At 30.9% G+C, this 18,239-nt stretch carries 16 protein-coding genes; 2 read left to right on the top strand and 14 right to left on the bottom strand.

Annotation, left to right across the window (positions count from 1 at the left end):
- Positions 1 to 84 precede the first annotated feature (84 nt).
- From ACEQT4_RS09625 to ACEQT4_RS09605, 5 genes are all read right to left on the bottom strand, one after another.
- Complete coding sequence (locus ACEQT4_RS09625) at positions 85 to 1,110, bottom strand: TrkA family potassium uptake protein (RefSeq protein ID WP_027880443.1); 1,026 nt, start codon at positions 1,108 to 1,110, stop codon at positions 85 to 87.
- A gap of 6 nt (positions 1,111 to 1,116) precedes the next feature.
- The gene (locus ACEQT4_RS09620) at positions 1,117 to 1,344 is read right to left on the bottom strand and encodes a PspC domain-containing protein (protein ID WP_027880442.1); all 228 of its coding nucleotides are present in this window, start codon (positions 1,342 to 1,344) and stop codon (positions 1,117 to 1,119) included.
- A gap of 72 nt (positions 1,345 to 1,416) precedes the next feature.
- Complete coding sequence (locus ACEQT4_RS09615) at positions 1,417 to 2,688, bottom strand: DUF2851 family protein (RefSeq protein WP_370227284.1); 1,272 nt, start codon at positions 2,686 to 2,688, stop codon at positions 1,417 to 1,419.
- Between the two features lie 218 nt (positions 2,689 to 2,906).
- Entirely contained in the window at positions 2,907 to 3,887 is a 981-nt protein-coding gene (locus tag ACEQT4_RS09610; protein ID WP_370227282.1) for a PLP-dependent cysteine synthase family protein, read from the bottom strand.
- Positions 3,888 to 4,086: 199 nt separating this feature from the next.
- A complete protein-coding gene (locus tag ACEQT4_RS09605; protein WP_370227279.1) occupies positions 4,087 to 5,325 on the bottom strand; it encodes an ABC transporter permease in 1,239 nt (412 codons plus the stop codon).
- Position 5,326: 1 nt separating this feature from the next.
- On the opposite strand from ACEQT4_RS09605, the gene ACEQT4_RS09600 reads away from it, so the two are divergent.
- Positions 5,327 to 6,619, top strand: coding sequence for an exo-beta-N-acetylmuramidase NamZ domain-containing protein (locus ACEQT4_RS09600; protein WP_370227276.1), 1,293 nt, complete (start codon positions 5,327 to 5,329; stop codon positions 6,617 to 6,619).
- Here ACEQT4_RS09600 and ACEQT4_RS09595 read toward each other — a convergent pair.
- From ACEQT4_RS09595 to ACEQT4_RS09580, 4 genes are all read right to left on the bottom strand, one after another.
- Positions 6,616 to 7,641 carry a hypothetical protein gene (locus ACEQT4_RS09595; RefSeq protein WP_370227273.1) on the bottom strand — a complete coding sequence of 342 codons (1,026 nt, stop codon included), beginning with the start codon at positions 7,639 to 7,641 and terminating at the stop codon, positions 6,616 to 6,618. The genes ACEQT4_RS09600 and ACEQT4_RS09595 overlap by 4 nt on opposite strands.
- A gap of 263 nt (positions 7,642 to 7,904) precedes the next feature.
- Positions 7,905 to 8,732, bottom strand: coding sequence for a sterol desaturase family protein (locus ACEQT4_RS09590; RefSeq protein WP_370227271.1), 828 nt, complete (start codon positions 8,730 to 8,732; stop codon positions 7,905 to 7,907).
- Between the two features lie 27 nt (positions 8,733 to 8,759).
- Positions 8,760 to 9,650 carry a hypothetical protein gene (locus ACEQT4_RS09585; RefSeq protein WP_370227269.1) on the bottom strand — a complete coding sequence of 297 codons (891 nt, stop codon included), beginning with the start codon at positions 9,648 to 9,650 and terminating at the stop codon, positions 8,760 to 8,762.
- Positions 9,651 to 9,694: 44 nt separating this feature from the next.
- On the bottom strand, positions 9,695 to 10,189 hold the full coding sequence (locus ACEQT4_RS09580; RefSeq protein ID WP_027880434.1) for a YkgJ family cysteine cluster protein: 495 nt from the start codon (positions 10,187 to 10,189) through the stop codon (positions 9,695 to 9,697).
- A 62-nt stretch (positions 10,190 to 10,251) separates the two neighbouring features.
- Here ACEQT4_RS09580 and ACEQT4_RS09575 point away from each other — a divergent pair, with 62 nt between their 5' ends.
- On the top strand, positions 10,252 to 10,950 hold the full coding sequence (locus ACEQT4_RS09575; protein ID WP_370227266.1) for a class I SAM-dependent methyltransferase: 699 nt from the start codon (positions 10,252 to 10,254) through the stop codon (positions 10,948 to 10,950).
- Here ACEQT4_RS09575 and ACEQT4_RS09570 read toward each other — a convergent pair.
- The 5 genes from ACEQT4_RS09570 to ACEQT4_RS09550 all read right to left on the bottom strand — a co-directional run bounded on the left by ACEQT4_RS09570 (position 10,943) and on the right by ACEQT4_RS09550 (position 18,239).
- Entirely contained in the window at positions 10,943 to 11,650 is a 708-nt protein-coding gene (locus ACEQT4_RS09570) for a hypothetical protein (RefSeq protein ID WP_370227263.1), read from the bottom strand. The genes ACEQT4_RS09575 and ACEQT4_RS09570 overlap by 8 nt on opposite strands.
- An 8-nt stretch (positions 11,651 to 11,658) precedes the next feature.
- On the bottom strand, positions 11,659 to 12,186 hold the full coding sequence (locus ACEQT4_RS09565; RefSeq protein WP_370227260.1) for a DUF2059 domain-containing protein: 528 nt from the start codon (positions 12,184 to 12,186) through the stop codon (positions 11,659 to 11,661).
- Between the two features lie 47 nt (positions 12,187 to 12,233).
- Entirely contained in the window at positions 12,234 to 13,967 is a 1,734-nt protein-coding gene (locus ACEQT4_RS09560) for a TonB-dependent receptor (protein ID WP_370227258.1), read from the bottom strand.
- A gap of 30 nt (positions 13,968 to 13,997) precedes the next feature.
- Positions 13,998 to 17,018, bottom strand: a complete 3,021-nt coding sequence (locus ACEQT4_RS09555; protein WP_370227256.1) for a tetratricopeptide repeat protein — start codon at positions 17,016 to 17,018, stop codon at positions 13,998 to 14,000.
- Positions 17,019 to 17,120: 102 nt separating this feature from the next.
- Positions 17,121 to 18,239, bottom strand: coding sequence for a glycosyltransferase (locus tag ACEQT4_RS09550; RefSeq protein WP_370227253.1), 1,119 nt, complete (start codon positions 18,237 to 18,239; stop codon positions 17,121 to 17,123).

The raw sequence follows: 18,239 nt of genomic DNA, 5'->3' as shown, positions 1-18,239 counted from the left end.
AAATTGTTAGTTATAAGTTTAGTTAAAGTTAGCAATATGCAAAAAAATGATGAATTTTTAAAACATATGCTGTTAAATCAGTAGTTAATCTAGCTTGTATAGTGTGTTTAATTTGTTGATTTGTTCTGGTCTTCCTAGTACTATTATTTTTGAGTTTGGCATTAACTTTTGGTCTGCTTCTGGGTTAACAATATACTCTCCATGCTCACCTTTGTAACCTATTACTGTACAACCTGTTTTGTGACGCAGGTCTAAATCTTTTATTGTTCTTGCTTGTTTTGATACATCATAAAGCTTTTCTGCTTTAATTTCTTCTATATTGATGTTTGTTTCTCCAACAATAGCAAGATTATCTATAAACTCTATTAAATCTGGAACTACAACTAAAGACGCCATATGATCTCCTCCTATTCTGTCTGGCAAGATTACATTGTTAGCTCCTGCCAATTTTAATTTTTCATAAGATGTCTCTTGAGATGCACGACTAATTATATGTAAGTCTTTTTTTATTTGTCTAGCAGATAGTACTACAAATAAATTATCGGCATCGTTTGGCAGTGCTGATATTAACGTACTAGCACGATCTATACCTGCTTGATGCAAAACCTCATCTTCATTAGCATTACCTAAAATAAAAGACATATTTTCGTCTTGAAACTTGTCTATTATGTCTTTATCTTTTTCTATAATAACAAAAGGTTTATTGTAAGCTAGCAATTTAGTTGCAGCTTGTTTTCCGTTTCGTCCATAACCACAAATAATAATATGATTAGACAGTGCATCAATTTTTTTCTGCATTTTCTTTTGTTTTAATTCTTCAATATTATTTCGGCTTAAAATATATTCGGTAATAACAGTAATAGCATATCCAACAATAATCACACTTGTTAAAATTAAAAACATTGTGAATATTTTTGATACATCATCTAAAGGTTGTACTTCTCCAAAACCTACGGTGGTAATAGTAATTACCGTCATGTACATTGCATCTACCCAACTATAATCTGACATGAATTTAAACCCTAAAACACCGACTATTAATAATATTACTAATAGTAAAACTGCTGTATAAACTTTTGATCTAAAAAGCTGAATAATTGGGTTAGTCATAATTTTTTATAGGTCAAAGACTGAAGTCCTTTTGGTATAAATAAGATCTTTTACGCGCATCCAAAACGCTAAGAATAAATACAATGCAAACCCAAAACCTAGAGTTACAAAAGCTAAGTACATAAAACTAGTTCGTACTACCTTAGCGCGAATACCTAATCGGTCTGCGATACGTTGACAAACATGATAACCTCTTTTTTGAAAATATAATAATGGCTTGTAAGATATTTGCATACCGCAAGTTAATTAATTTTAAGCTTTGTTTCTATATTTATTTTTAACAATTACTTATGATTGTAATATAAGTTAGTTGGTTAATAAAGTATTACCTACTGCGCATTGTAAACATTTATTTTTATTACAATATTCATTTTTAAGCTGAAGTAATGCTTGACTATGTAATGCTGAAGTTGCTTTTACATTTAACGAATCAAATTTATCGATAATACTATTTTTTTCTGCTGAAACTTGAGATAATAATTGTGTCAACTTTTCATCTATATCTTTTCCTTGTTGTTTCGCGTAGCAAAATTTAAGCGGAACAATCGTATTTATGATAAGTAAATCTATAAAAGAAGTACTGATTTTTTTGCTGACTTTTTTTGAAACTTTTCCAAATGTATAATGCGTATCCCAATATTCTGAAGTGCTTACTTTAAAAATATCATAAATATCTTCTTTAGTTTTACAGTCTATAATTTTTGAAAATAAATTTTTGTGCTGTGCATACAAATTAGCTAATTGCGACCAACGAATTGTCGGAAAATTAGGTGGACGCAACCTAAAAAACTGCATTGGTAAAACATTTGCATTTTTTAACCCAAACTTTTGAGATAAAAACTGATAATCTTTCTTCAACTTTAAAAAGTAAGCGTCTTGTACATCTTTTTCTAACAAACCTGCTTGTCCAAAAAATAAAGCTTCTAAGTTTTGAAAACTGTTTTGCTGCTTCATCACTACCGAAAAATCAAAACTATTAGCTACACTTAAAAAGGCTTCTCCGTTAATTTTTAGACCAAAATTTTTAGCTAAAAGTTTAAATAATACTGCTTCCCAATTATTTTTAGATTGTTCTAAAACAACATTTATAACCTTTGCTTTTTGCTCTAAACGCTCAAAAAACAAACGTTCTAACCAGTTGTTAAATATAAAATCTGATATTTGATTTATTTCATTTTCGCAATTAATCCAAGTAGATTTATTATTAAATAATTTTTGATAATTATTTAATGCAGATAAATGCACGTACTTTTTAAGCTCTAAAGAAGGTATGGCTGTATTATCTTTTCTAAACACATCTGTATCATGTTGCCAAACTACATGTAAAATAACATTATCATAGTTTAAATCTACCTCGTGGTTATGTACAAACCAGTCGCTAGATTTTATATGGATTTCTACATTTCCTGCCCAAAGTTGATCACCTATTGTTATTTGTGCATTAAAAAAGTCTGGTCCAGCATTATGGTTATGTGTCCCTAAACTTTTGATAGATACTGCTTCACCATTAGTAGTTTGAAGATTAGTTGACTCAAACTTTTTGTATTTCCAGAGGTAGTGTAAAAAGTCTTCTTGCATGCTTTGAAAATACGAATTTATTTTAAGTATTGAATTAATTGTCAATACTTAAAATATTTTCATAAAAAAACTCACAGTGGTTAGCTGTGAGTTTTTTTATCTTATCGAACGAAAGAGAGTTATCCAATTCGTAACTATGTTATTGTAATTTCTCCTTTTAGTGGAAATGACCTTGGATAATTTTATTTAAGGAGATTTCTGCTTTAGCAGGAATGGTTTTATTCAATATAACCTTTTTCGCGCATCCAATCGTCATTAAACATTTTACCAACATATCTACTTCCGTGATCATGAAATAAAACTACAACTACATCTTCTGGTTTAAAATGTTCTTTTAATTGTAATACACCTTTTATTGCAGCTCCTGCACTATTACCTAAAAACATACCTTCTTCTTTGGCTAGTCTTTGTGTATAAACTGCTGCATCTTTATCGGTTACTTTTGTAAATCCATCGATAATGCTAAAATCTACATTTTCTGGTAAAATATCTTCACCAATACCTTCTGTTACATAAGGGTAAATTTCGTTTTCATCAAAAACACCTGTTTCGTGATATTTTTTAAAAACGCTTCCGTAGGTATCTACTCCCCAAACTTTAACATTTGGATTTTGTTCTTTTAAATATTTTCCAACTCCAGAAATAGTACCGCCTGTACCAACACCAACAACAAAGTGTGTTACTTTACCTTCGGTTTGTTGCCAGATTTCTGGACCTGTACTTTCGTAATGTGCTTTTGCATTACTTGGATTATCATATTGGTTAACGTACCAACTATTTTCTATCTCTGTACTTAATCGTTTTGATACAGAATAGTAAGAACGTGGATCATCTGGTTCTACAGCAGTTGGACAAACTACAACTTCTGCTCCTACAGCTTTTAAGATATCTACCTTTTCTTTACTTTGCTTATCTGCCATTACAAAAATACATTTGTATCCTTTTACGATTGCAGCTAATGCTAATCCCATACCTGTATTACCAGAAGTACCTTCTATAATAGTTCCACCTGGTTTTAAGCGTCCGTCTGCTTCTGCATCTTCTATCATTTTTAGCGCCATACGATCTTTTACCGAGTTGCCTGGATTAAAGGTTTCGTATTTTGAAAGGACTAAACATGGTAACGCTTCGGTTAGCTTATTTATTTTTACTAACGGTGTGTTACCTATGGTTTCTAATATGTTGTTTGCGTAATTCATTTGATGTTTTTTGCGGTTGCAAAAGTACGGAATTGTTTTAGAATTAAACGAATAGTCATTACGTTGATTTAAAAAAACGACCAATAGTGTTTACCCGCGTTAGCGATAGTAGTGGTTAGCTTTTGGCGAGGCGCGCATCGAGCCAAAACTAGTAACGGATAGCGCGACCCTTGTGGTAACGCCCAAAAAAATTTGAAATTTACTCGAAACGAATAGCTTTTACCGGTGAAATTTTTGACACTATTACAGATGGGATAATTAACATGAGTAAACATAATACAAAAGTACCGATGTTAAGTGCGATAATGTACCCGATATTGAAATAAATTGGAACAGTAGAGACGTAATATGTTTTTGGGTCAAGCGGAATTAAACCAAAATATTTTTGAATTAACAATAGGCTAATACCTATTAAATTTCCCCAAAATAATCCTTTTATAATTAAATAGGTTGCGTTGTATAAAAATATTTTTCGGATGCTTAAGTTACTACTTCCTAATGCTTTTAAAATACCTATCATTTGTGTACGCTCTAAAATTAGAACTAGTAATGCGGTAATCATATTTATTCCTGCTACTAAAATCATAATACCTATAATGGCGTATGTGTTTTTATCAAAAATGGAAATCCACTCGAAAATTACAGGATGCATTTGGTCTACGGTTACTGCATTGAGTAAGGTTGGCACTTCTTCTCTTATAGCGTTTCCGGTAGTTTCTAATTGGTCAAAATCTTTGATAAACACCTCAAAACGTCCTACTTGATTATTGTCCCATTTATTGAGTCTTTGTATATGTGTAATATCGCCAACAACATATAGTTGATCAAATTCTTTTAATCCTGAATTGTATATACCAACAATTTCAAAAGTTACAATATTTGGTGGTCTTGAGGTATCTTCTTTTAAGAAATAGGTATTGAATTTATCACCTACTTTAAACTGTAATCTATTGGCTAAATATTCTGAAATTAGAATTTGGTCATTCCATTTTTCTTTAGGAAAATCTGGCAACTTTCCTTCTACTAAAAACTCTTCAAAATATTGCCAGTCGTAATCTTTACCAACGCCTTTTAAAACAACATACTCAAAATCGTCTTCCAACCTAATTATACCAGATTTTGTTGCTGTTGCTTGTATATGTGTTACCTCTGGAACTGCAGAAAATTTAGGGTAAAAATCTTGCGTTGTCGATATTGGGTTCTGACTTTCTTGAGAATTATTATTATCATATCTTTCTATAACAGCATGACCTTCAAAAGCAACTACTTTTTCTCTAATCTTTTTTTGTAAGCCAATACCAGTAGCAATAGCAATTAACATTACAATCATACCTAGGATTATGGCTAAAATTCCTATTTTTATAATTGGCGCCGAAATACTACTTTTATACGCCTTACTATCAATAATGCGTTTAGCTATAAAAAACTCGAGATTCAATATGATATTTTCTTTTAATTGGTGTAAAAATACAGTTTTATTATTTGTTTTAACACTATTTGCCTGTGGTAATCAAACAAAAAAAAGTTTAACTCACGCAGAAAAAACAGTTATTAAAACTAAAGCTGACACTACAACTGAGACATCTAAACCCTTAGTACTTGGAGTTAATAAAACTAATTTATATTTACCATTATTAAAAGGGAAACGTGTTGGAATTGTTGCTAATCAAACTTCTGAAATTACTTTTTTACAACGCGCAGTTGTAGATGAAAGTACAATGGGAAGCAAAAAAGTAACACAACATTTAGTTGATTACCTTAAAGATTACATGAGTGTAAATGTGACGACTGTTTTTGCGCCAGAACATGGTTTTAGAGGTCAAGCAGATGCTGGTGAAGTTGTTAAGGACGGTATTGATACCAAAACTGGTTTACCTATTATTTCTTTATACGGTAATAACAAAAAGCCAACCGCAAATCAATTAAAAGACATTGATATTATTGTTTTTGACATACAAGATGTTGGTGCTCGTTTTTACACTTATATTTCTACATTACACTATGTTATGGAGGCTTGCGCTGAAAACAACATAAAAGTGATTGTTTTAGATCGACCAAACCCAAATGGTCATTATGTTGATGGTCCTATTTTAGATCCAGAATATAAAAGTTTTGTTGGTATGCATCCTGTACCTATTGTACACGGATTAACTATTGGCGAATATGCTAAAATGGTAAACGGAGAAGGTTGGTTAAAGAACAACATTACATGTGACTTAACAGTTATACCTATGGATAATTACGCTCGTGATTTAGAGTATGATTTACCTGTTAAACCATCTCCAAACCTACCAAACGCAAAAGCAATTAATCTTTATCCTAGTTTGTGTTTTTTTGAAGGTACTAATGTTAGCGCTGGTCGTGGTACAGATATGCAATTTCAAATTTATGGATCACCAGATTTACCTAAAACAGACTTTACTTTTATACCAAAATCTAATGATGGCGCAAAATACCCAAAGCATGAAAATAAGGTTTGTAACGGTTACGATTTAAGAGGCCTCAAAAGACTTGACAAGATAGATTTAAGCTTTATTATAAACGCTTATAATACAACTACAAACAAAGAAAGCTTTTTCTTAAAAAATAATTTTATAGACAAGTTAGCAGGAACTAACAAACTACAAGAACAAATTAAAGCAGGTTGGACTGAAGACAAAATAAAAGCCACTTGGCAAAGTGGCTTAGAAGATTATTTGACAAAACGAAAAACATATTTAATTTATAATTAATCGTTATAAGGTTTACCGTTTGGCCTTAAGTTTTCTTTACGATACTCTTCTCTAGTTTGAACATCTACAGATTTATCATTAACAAGAGTCAAATTATATTTTACTTTTTTTGATTTTACTGTATTACTAGCTAATTCTTTTTCAGAATTAGCTTTATCTTTTTTATTTTTTTCTAACTGAGCTAACATTACTCTTTTAGACGCTTCTATTTCTGCTCTTTTTGCTTCTTCTTCTTTTTGTCTTGCTTCTGCAATTCTTTTCTTTTCAGCTTCTTCTTTTAGCTTTTTTCGGTTCTCTTCAGCTAGCTTTAATTCTTCTTGATGTTTTAAAGCTATTTGCTTTGCTAATTCTTCTTCCTTTTTAGCTTCTGCTATTGCTACTTCTTCTTTCTTTTGTTTTGCAGCTCTTTCTTCTTGTAATTTTATAAGATTTGCTTTAGCTATTGCTCTTTCTTTTTCTAAAAGCGCTTCTCTTTCTTTTTTTATTCTATCACGTTCAGAAATTTCTTTATCTGATAGCTGATTTTTAGTATTTATATTATTACTACTTGCTAAACGCGTATCTTTATTAGTGTTTTTTGATAAAGGCTTTATGAATCTTTTTTCTTGTTCTTCTTGAGATAAGCTAGATCGTAAGATACTTTCTTCTAAATCTGTAACAGAATTGTCTACAGCTAAAATTTCTTTTTGCCTTACAATATCAAAAGCAATAATCATGTCTTCTCTATACACAGCAATAGTATACCTTCCTTTTGCTAAGTGGTGCAATGGTATTATAGCGCTTTTATTATCTAAATCTACCATAACGGTCTCTTTTTGAGCATGACTTAAAAAGCTTACTCTTAGAATTGATTTATCACTTGTCATCAAAATAGTATCTCCTACTTTGTTTAAATCATGTTTTAAACCTAAAGCAGAGCTATTTTTATTTTTATGAATAAGCGTAAATTTTTCTTGCGCAGTTACAGAAAAAGTCAGCGCAAATAAAGCTGCGAATAGTAATGTTTTTTGTAGGTATTTCATCTTTATATTTTTAACGTAATGCTAAAAATCAATTTCTAAGGGAAGTCAAATGTATATCGAAAAAAACTTACTAAGTTGGTATCAATATTAAATTTATGAGAAATTAGCCAAAAAGCATAAAATACTCGACCAATAACCAATTTAACTGATAATCAATAATTTATGTATTAAACTTAATACAAAACGAATAAAAATGTAATGTTTTATTTAATTTATTAGGATAAAATCAACAAAACAATAAAATGATTGAAATTTATACAAAACTAATCTGTTGTTGGCTTTCTATATTTATGAAAAGGTTGTTTTAAAAGATGAATTAGACTACCATTTTCTTTTTCATTAGGAAAAGTATCTACACCATAAACAATATCTTCTCTGTTCATGTACATATAAGTACCAAAAAGTCTATCCCAAATAGAAAAAATATTACCGTAGTTAGAATCTGTATATGGTAATTTATAATGATGGTGAATTTTGTGCATATCTGGTGAAATAAACACGTAACTAATTAATTTATCTACACGCTTAGACATTTTGATATTAGCATGTGTAAACTGCGTAGCAACAAGTGACATTGACTGATACAAAAACACAATTGCTATTGGCGTACCAACTATAAACACACCTGCAAGTGTAAATGCAAATCTTATAATACTTTCTATTGGATGATGTCTATTTGCTGTAGTTGTATCTACATTATGATCAGAATGATGTACAAGGTGTACCATCCAAAGTGGTTTTACTTTATGCTCTACATAATGTGCTAAGTAAGCTCCAAAAAAGTCTAAAAATAAAACTCCTAATAGCGCATATAACCATAAAGGCATTTCTGGTAGCCAATTAATAATCCCAAAGTTATTTTCTTTCACCCAAAAGGAAGTAAAAATTAACAAACCAGCTAGTGTAAAATTAATAATTACAGTAGTAAGTGTAAAGAATAGGTTAGGCAATGCATGCTTCCATTTTTTGTATTTAAAATTAAAAAGTGGCAACATACCTTCTAATATCCAAAATAGCGTAATACCTCCAATTAACAACGCACTTCTGTGTGTTGACGGTATTGCCTCAAAGTAGCTTAAAATAGTTTCCATAACCAACTACAAGATATGAAATAAAGTTTATTTTGTAATAAACTTTATTTTATTCAAATCATTTTGAGTGACTTGACCTTGCCATTTTAAGGATTCTTCTATTTTACCTATCCCTTTTAATGAAGCATATTGTAAAAAGGCATATAGTGATTTATTAATTTTATCTATACTAGTCTCATTTGTCTTTTTTAAAGCACGGTAAACTTTACGATGTCTACCTAAGATTAAATCTTTATTTAAATCTAATAATTCTATTTTTTGAGTTAAAGCAGATTTATTATCAAAATTACTTTTTTCTAACAATGTCTTAGCTTCATTCATATAAATATCAGATAAATTAACAATCTCTTTTTTAACGTCGTCTTTAGCATAAGTTGCAAAATCTAAATATTTAACTGCGAGTCTAAATGCAGACGAAAATGACTTGTTTTCAAAATAACCTGTCATTTCAGATTTTAAAAATGATAAGTTTAACGCATAGCTTCTAATCAGTCTAGTAAGGTTTAAAATACCGTATTCGTCTAAAGCTTTAGTATTAATTATATTTCCATTTGGATCCATGACTTTTAAAAAGTCATCATTAAAACGTTCTTTATATTGGTAACTTTTATCCTTTAAGTAATCTTCTGCTAATTGATCATAATTACTCTCACTAATTATGACTGGCACAAAATATTCCCAAACTAATTTGTTTGCGTTTTCATCTTCAAATAGCTTGACCTCGTACTTAATACCTTTATTGTCTTCTATCAAAACAGGATAAGCATAACTTGCAGAGTTTTCCCAAACTGCCAAAATCATCTTATCTTCCATTAAAGCCAATCTTTTAGCAAATTTAAAAGAGGTTAACCATTCTTGCGACCAAGAAAAACTAGTTACAAAAACACATAATAGTAAAGCAAATACACTTTTTTTCATAGAATTAAATTTAGACCATTAATGCACAAAAACCAAACCAAATGTTATAGATTAATACGTTTTTTCATAGCTTCAACTATATTATAAGCTGCAGGACAAATGGCTACATTTTTCATTGTTAAATTTGATATTTGCTGAAACTTTTTTCTATCCGTATGCGGAAACTCGGCACAAGCTTTGGGTCTAACATCATAAATAGAACAATAATTATCGGCACCTAAAAATGTACATGGTACACTTTGTAAGACGTAATCATTATCTTCATCAATACGCAAATACGTGTCGATAAATTGTTGTGGTTTCATTTTAAAATACTTAGCAATACGCTCTACATCCTTATTGGTAAATAATGGACCTGTTGTTTTACAACAATTAGCACATTCTAAACAATCTGTACGTTCAAATTCTTCTTCATGCAACTCTTGCATGATATAATCTAATTGTTTTGGTGGCTTCTTTTTTAACTTTGTAAAAAAGGTTTTGTTTTCCTTATGCTTATCTTTGGCAAGCTTTGGAAGGTTATTTATAAACTCTTGCATGCTGCAAAAATACTATTTTACCACTATGTTTTCGCTTTCGCGGAAATGAAAATTAAAACTAAATGAAAGACCTTTTTGGAAAAGCTTTATTAGATTATTATAACGGTAACTACACCGAAGACATTATAACCTCAACAAACATTTCTGATGAAGATGAGTTACCACTTCCTTATTTATTCAGAGGTTTTAAAGACATGCCTAAACTAGAGCAAAAAGCACTAAAATTAGCAAAAGGTAAAACGCTTGATGTTGGTTGTGGCGCAGGTAGCCATAGTTTGTATTTACAACAAAAAGATATTGAAGTTAAAGCAATAGATATCTCTGAAAGCGCTGTAAAAGTCGCAAAACAAAGAGGCGTTTTAAATATTGAACACAAATCTATTTTAGATGAAACCGAAACTTTTGATACTATTCTTTTACTTATGAATGGCACTGGTATTTTTCAAACCTTAAATCAAGTGTCAAAATACCTATTACACTTAAAATCTATTTTAAATAAAAACGGACAAATTTTAATTGATTCTAGTGATATAAAATATATGTACTTAGATGAAGATGGCGGATTTTGGCACGATATGAATGCTAATTATTATGGCGAATTAGATTATTACATTTCTTATAAAGGTGAAAAAGAAACACCAATGAAGTGGCTTTACCTAGACTTTAATTTATTAGATACCGCATGCAAAGCTGTTGGTTTAAAATGCGAAATGCTCGCTGAAGGCGAGCATTATGATTATTTGGCTAAAATTTTTATTTAGTCTTCCATACTAAAACTCTTAATTTAAAATTATCATCAACTAAAGACTTCACATTACTTCTTAATTTTAAATTAAACCTATTTTTAAAATAACTCATTATTTTTTCATCAAATTTATCGCCTAGTCCTTTTTTTACTGTTATCTTGTTTACACTTGAAAGATTATTGTCAAAAACAACTTCATATAGACCATAATCATTATCAAACTCATAATATTTTGATCGACTAAAATCTGACTGAAAAAAAGACAGATTACTTTCATAAAAACTTAAAGACTCTAAATTTTCCTTTCGTAGATTGTTTAAGATTTTCAATTTACTTAAATCATCTTTAGCTCTCCTGTTTTTTAAATTAACTGAAGGATTACATTCACTGATAATTAATTTATTTTCTTCAGATATATTAATATAAAAAAGCCATTCTGAATCTTTTTTTGGGTTTGGTATTGGACAAATCCCACTTGGTTCTGAGAAATAAATTATATTTGAATTGTACTTAAAATTTATTTTTTCTAAAAATTCAACCTCTATCTTTTTTGCTTGTTTAGAATTACTATGATACTCTAACACCTTAACTACTTTAGCTGTAAAAATATTATCAAAACTATTAAGTTTAGTACTTAATGTTCCGTAACTACAACTACAAGCATAGCTAACCACTGAAAAAAGGAATAGCCCTATTGTTAAAGTATTAACTTTCATAAAATCACTTAAAGATTATAACCTTTTTCTGATAATTTAGAAATTACACCTTGGTATAAATCTTTACTCCACATCTCAGATATATTACTCATGGACGCATTCATAGAATCCTGTGAGTTTACAATTTTCTGTCCTGTTTCGCTTGCATAAAATTCTTTTAAAACTACTTTATCGCCTTCAGACAACTCTTCTGGTTTAAACATGTTTTGTCCTGCCTTGGTTGCATATAATGCATTCATATTTTTTACATCTTCATGCGTAAAATGTGCGCGATAAGCAGACACTATCATTTGAGCTAACTCATCCATTGCATCTGTTTTTTCTGCTTTTACTTCTGTCCAAACTTTTGCTGGTACGTTTTGAGATTCAAACTGCTCTTCTAACATTGAAAACATTTGATCTACTACATTTTCATAATAAGCAATGGTACCATTACTTTTTATGCATTTTTTTACGTCTTCGCTATAGGCATCAACTTGTGCAAAACCTAAATTTGCTACTACTAAAAAGCAAATAAGAGTGATTATATTTTTCATTTTAAAGGTTTATTGTTATTTCAAATTTAACAATTATTATGCCAATGCTAATTAAAATCAAACTTATAAGTCGCACCAGCTAAGATCTGAATACCTTGTACTGGCGTGTTTTGCCACTTATTGTAGTTTTGAGAAGCAATATTATTTGCCTTTAAAAATGCAGACCATCTATCGGTAATGTGATAACCCACATGTGCATTAGCATCAAAATAACTATCTAAAGTTACTACTTGATTTGTTGGTGGAGCTAATAGACTTGGCACAAATAATAAATCTTTACGCTCTCCAACATAAAATAAGTTAGCGCCTGCAAACCAATGTTCGTCTATTTGATAATCTAAAAATAAAGACGCTTCAATATCTGGCAGATTCCATGCTTCTTCTTCATTTTTAACATCATACGTAAAATATTCGGCTTTTAATCCTAAGGTAAAGTTTCTATTTACGTCTACATTTACTTCACCTGCAACACTAAACGTGTTTACATTATCATAAGTTACACCAAAAGAATTTCCGTAAGTATATGGTTGTTCTGTTGCCAACACATCATTATTTATAAATAAAGCTTTGTTTTTTTCGGCTTGGTATCTTCCGCTAATCGTATAACTTGTATTGCTAGATAATTTTCCTCTTAATCCTCCAAATGCATTGTATTGTTGATCTGTAGGAACAATAAATAAATTTGGTGACACAAACGGATTCTCTTGTGCAAAATCATGATAGTTATTTTGTATTAACCCTCCTTTTACTCCTGCAAAAACGATTAAAATTTCATCTACTAATTTATAACTTGCTGCAATATCTGGATAGACAAAAAACTTACTATCACTAGCTTCTGTATTATTAAAATAAACCGCTTTTAAACCTAAATCCACTGTTAAATCGTCTTGTTTGAGTTGTAATTTTGGATTGATTCCCACTTGAAAATTACCATAGTTTAATTCGGTTGGCGAGTAGTAATCACGGTCAAAACTTCCGCTTAAATAATCTATAAAAACTCCTGTATTTATATCTAAATCTTGAATGGTCACTGTTCCGTTTACATCGGCTTTAAATCTATTTTCTCCAGAACTATAATCGTCTCCAAATCGTCTAAACAACACACTTCCATCATTAACAATTGCATCTTCAAAATTAATATCGCCACCAACATGCGCAGTGTAAAAAGAATGACCAACGTCCAATCCATCTGCTGTTGTTTGATCAAAAATTGGTTGTTGTAAACCGTACCAATTGTAAGTTTGATATTGAAATCCACCTAAAGCTGTCCAAGTAAAATCTCTATTTCTATTAGTATAGCTTAAATTTAATTTAGAATCTGAAAAACCACTATCTGTCAACACATCTTCCACATCGCCTTGAGACGATTGATGTGCAATATGAGCACTTACAGACTGATCACGACCAATTGCATGATTTAAAAACACTTCTCCAACAATAGTTGTGTAAGTCCCAACACCTAAACTAGCATAGTTATCGTATAATTTCACTTTTTTTGCTTTGTCAACAACTGCTGCTTTACCTTTTGCTGGTGTAAATGTAGATGCTACAGGAAACGAAAAAATATTGTATTGCACTTCTTTTTTTGCACCAGTTTCGGTATCATCTAACGTTGGTGTTTCTTTTACTTTAAATGCATCCGAAACGGTTGGTGTATATGGCTTTATAACATCTATAACATCTGTATTTATAGTGTCTTGATCTCTTTCTTGAGAAAATAACATTACGGTTGTTATCAAAGATAAAAACAGTAATATGATTTGCTTTTTGTTATTAAACATAATTTAGTTTTATTGAATTATGATTGTATCTTAATCTTCAGTAATTACAGAAGAATTTGTTTTAGCTTCTTCTGCTTTTATAGTTGCTAATTCGGTTTCGGCTTCTGTCTTTACATCTTCAAAATTGCTGAAGTTTTTAATCACACTTTCTAAAATGTAAGTCGCTTGAAACGCATCGCCTAAAGCATAAAAATTCTTTGCCATAACGATTAACCCTTTTGCTCCGTAATATTTATAACCCGAATAATCTTTAGCTAATCGCTGTGCTACTGCATTAGACGCTTCATAGTTTCCTTCTTTGTTTTTAAAATAAGCGCTATAGTACAAAGCTTCTGCAGCAGTCTCACCTGTTGCGGTTGCTTCAACTTTTTGATATGCTGTTTTAGCTTTAGCTTCATCATTTGTTTTAATTGCAGAACGTGCAATGATGACGTAAGCATCGCTTTTAATTTTATTATCTAAATTGGTGTTAGCAAGTACTTTTTCCGCGTAAGCGACTGCTTGACTATATTGCTCTAACTGATAATTAGCTTGCATTAAATTAGACTGAGCAAAACGTGTATTTTGAGGAAAATTAGATTCGGCTTCCAAACGCTTTAACGTTGGTATTGCTGCATTCCAATCTTTTTGATCTAACTGAATTTGAGATAAACGTAGCAATGCTTCTTCTGTAAATTCGCTTTGCGATTGGTTTACAACATATTCAAAATGTGGTTTTGCATTCTCAGCTAAGTCCTTTTTAAAGTACAATTGTGCCAAATAGAAATGTGCAGAATTGGCATGCAACCCATTAGGAAATTGGTTTAAATAGTTGTTAAACTGTTTAATCGCTGCATTGGTATTGTTGTCTAAAAACTGTTTTTCGGCAGCTTCGTAAGTGTCATTATCTAAATCGGCATCGGTAACTTCTACATAATCCAAAGTATTAACCCAAGCAGCATAAGCGTCTACTTGACCTAAATCTATGTAGATTAATCTTGCAGTAGAGACCGCTTGATTGGCTTCTGGTGAGTTTGGATAATTCTCTGCCACAGCTTTTAACTTAGTCAATGCGTGTTGGTTATCATTTTTATTGTAAAACACTAATCCTTGACGCAACTGTGCTTTGCTGTTAAACGGACTTGTTTTGTACTCTGAAATTAAGCGATCAAAGGTTTGAATTGCTTTAGCATCGTCGCCAGATTTTACATAAGAATCTCCTAACGCGTACATCGCATCATCACGTAGTTTTGAGCTTTTATAAGTTGAAATAAATTGTTCTAACTCGCTTCTTTTTTTAGCATCTTGGCTTATGTAACCATAACTCATCGCCTTTTGAAAGAACGCATAATCGTTTTCTAATTGTCCAACAGCAATTGCTTTTTCATAAGCCGAAATAGCATCAGTATAACGACTTGACACAAAATAACCATCGGCTAAACGTAAGTAAGCATCATTTAATCTTACTTTGTCTTCTTTGTGTTTTGAGATAAAACTGTTGAAATACTGCGTCGCTTCGCTATACTTTTTTTGTTTAAAATAGGTGTAAGCAATATTGTAATCTAAGTTAGTATATTCTTTAGTTGAAGGCGCTTCAGATTGCTGTTCAAACTGTTTAAAACCAATTAAAGCTTCGTTGTAATCACTTAAATTGTAATCCGTTTCGGCATTCCAAAATGTTGCACGCGCTGTAAAGGTTTGGTCTTGTTGCTCGCTTAAAGATTTTTCAAAAAGGTCTTTTGCGTCTTGGTAATTTCCTTCATTATATAATTCTAAACCACGATAAAACGCTACTTTTTGGTATGCTACTTTACTTTCAAAACTCTTTTTATTTTTTAGTAATTCTAACGCTTCTTTATAGTTTTTAGATGTAATGTAAGAGTCTATTAAAAGTGTTTCTACTTCATCTTTATATTGCGTATCAGGATATTTTTCTAAATAACCTGTTAGCACTTGTGGAACCGATTGATAAGCGTTACCAATCTCGTAACTAATTTTAGCATAATTTAACCAAGCATCTTCTTGAATTTTTAAATCATAATCCATCTGAGATGCATTTCTAAAAGCGTTTAATGCTTCTTGTTTTTTACCGACATGTACGTAACTTTCGCCTAAATGATAGTAAGCATTTTGGGCAACGCTATTATTTGCGCTTACAATTTTATTAAATTCTGAAATAGCACTGTCATAATCTTTCTGTTTGTAATAGGCGTAACCTAATTGGTAATAATCGGTATTGCTCCACTTACCTTTTCTACCTCGGTATTCTTTTAAATACGGAATGGCATCGCTGTATTTTTCTAAGTTGAAATAGCTTTCGCCTATAATTTTATTAAGTTCAGAAATTTCATTTCTATCACTAGTCGGTAATTTTTCTTTAGCTAATTCTATCGCTTTTTCAAACTTACCTAGTTTAAAGTTTAAATCGGCTTGATAATAGCTTAGCTTTTCTTTGTATTTTTCTTCATCACTAACTTGATCAAAATACTTATTGGCGCTATCATAATCATCACCTTGATAAGACATGAAACCAAGATAGTATTTTGCTTGAGAGCCATATTTTTGTGAAGTCTCTACACGCGTTAAATACTTTTTAGCATCGTTATAATTTTTGGTTACAAAAGAAGCGTAACCATTATTAAAATTGAATTTTTCTCGGTCTGCTCGACTCATAGACGCTTCATCTACTTTATCATACCACTTTTGTGCGTAGGCGTATTTTCCGTTTTCAAAATAATAATCGGCAACATCTAAAAAGGCTGTATTTTTTTTAGTGCTTGTTGGATAATTTTCAACAAAATTTTCCATCATCGTATCTGCGCCTTGCTGGTTTAATCTAATTGCCGAATTGGCAATATAGAAAGCACAATCGCTTTCGATATTTGGATTATCGGTTTGCTTTTTAACCTGGCTAAACAAGGTTTGTGCTGCTAAATATTGTTGATTATTAAATAGTTGAAGTGCTTTTTGATAATCGGTTAAAGGACTTGTATAAATGGCGGTTTGTTGCGCCATCATCACTACCGAAAATAGAAAAACCACTAAAAAGGTGAGCTGTTTTTTTACTAACATTGACACGTTTTTTAAATTGTAAATCAAAGATAAATTAATCTAATAGCTTAACGTTAGATTTAACTAATAATTATAAACGGAGTTATTAAATGTAGACTTTAGTTATTCTTTTTTATCTACTAAACCAAGTATACTAAAGAAAAAACTAAACAAAATTAGTTGTACACCAAGCGCTGTAAAAATTGCTGAAGGAATTAAGAGTTTTAACACTTCAAAAGAAGAAGTTTCTGCTAAAAAGCAATAGAGTAAACTTGCGCTTCCGCCAAGAATCATTAAAAATCCAACTAACAAACCTTTTTCTAAAGTGAAATATTTAAATAGGTTATTATAGTTTTTTCCTCTTGGAATTAGGTTTTGATTTGTTGCATAAATCTTTGTTAGCGCATAAAACAATATAAATTGAAATCCGATTAGTATTAATGAAGACGAAACCGGCAACCATTTTATTAAGTTATCTTCTGGCTTAACCACTAAATAAACTGTAGCAATTAAGGCTATTAATAATAATAACAACCCAGGAAAAAGAAACAACCATTTTGGACTGTACAGCAATAAAAAACGAAGGTGACGCCAACCATCTGGAAAGGTTCTTAGATGAGCCTTACGTGTTCTTCCCGCTGGAAAAACTGTAGTTGGAACTTCGGTTATTTTAAGATTTAACATTGAGGCTTTTACAACAATTTCGGAAGCAAACTCCATTCCTGTAGATTTTAAATCTAGTGTTTGGTATGCTTTTTTATTAATACCTCGTAAACCACAATGAAAGTCGTTTATTTTAGTTTTAAAAAATAAATTCCCTATAAAACTCAGTACTGGATTACCTAAATACCGATGTAAAAAAGGCATTGAGTTTTCAATTTTTTCGCCTTTAAAGCGATTACCCATTACCAAGTCATAACCTTCGCGCAGTTTTTTTACAAAAGGCATTAGGTTTTCTAAATCATGACTATCGTCTGTATCTGCAGTAATTACATATTTGCCTTTCGCTGCTTCAATTGCGCCTCTTGACGCGCTACCATAACCTTTTTCTTTTACATCTACTACTCTAGCACCTAAAGTCAATGCTAAATTTTGAGAACCATCTGTGCTTCCGTTATCACCAATAACAACTTCTCCAGAAATATTGTTTTCTTTTAAAAAATTTAGTGCTTTTGTTATACAGCTTTCTATGGTTTCAGCTTCATTTAAACATGGCATTACTATGGACAACTCTACAGACAT

This window comes from Mesoflavibacter sp. (assembly GCF_964226795.1).
GTDB lineage: Bacteria > Bacteroidota > Bacteroidia > Flavobacteriales > Flavobacteriaceae > Mesoflavibacter > Mesoflavibacter zeaxanthinifaciens.
This window is presented reverse-complemented; position numbering and strand designations above follow the sequence as displayed.

Coding starts and splice junctions, on each gene's coding strand:
- ACEQT4_RS09590 (WP_370227271.1), bottom strand. CDS start 8,732: ATGGAAACTATTTTAAGCTACTTTGAGGCAATACCGTCAACACACAGA.
- ACEQT4_RS09580 (WP_027880434.1), bottom strand. CDS start 10,189: ATGCAAGAGTTTATAAATAACCTTCCAAAGCTTGCCAAAGATAAGCAT.
- ACEQT4_RS09570 (WP_370227263.1), bottom strand. CDS start 11,650: ATGAAAGTTAATACTTTAACAATAGGGCTATTCCTTTTTTCAGTGGTT.
- ACEQT4_RS09575 (WP_370227266.1), top strand. CDS start 10,252: ATGAAAGACCTTTTTGGAAAAGCTTTATTAGATTATTATAACGGTAAC.
- ACEQT4_RS09600 (WP_370227276.1), top strand. CDS start 5,327: ATGATATTTTCTTTTAATTGGTGTAAAAATACAGTTTTATTATTTGTT.
- ACEQT4_RS09615 (WP_370227284.1), bottom strand. CDS start 2,688: ATGCAAGAAGACTTTTTACACTACCTCTGGAAATACAAAAAGTTTGAG.
- ACEQT4_RS09550 (WP_370227253.1), bottom strand. CDS start 18,239: ATGTCTGTAGAGTTGTCCATAGTAATGCCATGTTTAAATGAAGCTGAA.
- ACEQT4_RS09555 (WP_370227256.1), bottom strand. CDS start 17,018: ATGTTAGTAAAAAAACAGCTCACCTTTTTAGTGGTTTTTCTATTTTCG.
- ACEQT4_RS09610 (WP_370227282.1), bottom strand. CDS start 3,887: ATGAATTACGCAAACAACATATTAGAAACCATAGGTAACACACCGTTA.
- ACEQT4_RS09565 (WP_370227260.1), bottom strand. CDS start 12,186: ATGAAAAATATAATCACTCTTATTTGCTTTTTAGTAGTAGCAAATTTA.
- ACEQT4_RS09620 (WP_027880442.1), bottom strand. CDS start 1,344: ATGCAAATATCTTACAAGCCATTATTATATTTTCAAAAAAGAGGTTAT.
- ACEQT4_RS09625 (WP_027880443.1), bottom strand. CDS start 1,110: ATGACTAACCCAATTATTCAGCTTTTTAGATCAAAAGTTTATACAGCA.
- ACEQT4_RS09560 (WP_370227258.1), bottom strand. CDS start 13,967: ATGTTTAATAACAAAAAGCAAATCATATTACTGTTTTTATCTTTGATA.
- ACEQT4_RS09595 (WP_370227273.1), bottom strand. CDS start 7,641: ATGAAATACCTACAAAAAACATTACTATTCGCAGCTTTATTTGCGCTG.
- ACEQT4_RS09585 (WP_370227269.1), bottom strand. CDS start 9,650: ATGAAAAAAAGTGTATTTGCTTTACTATTATGTGTTTTTGTAACTAGT.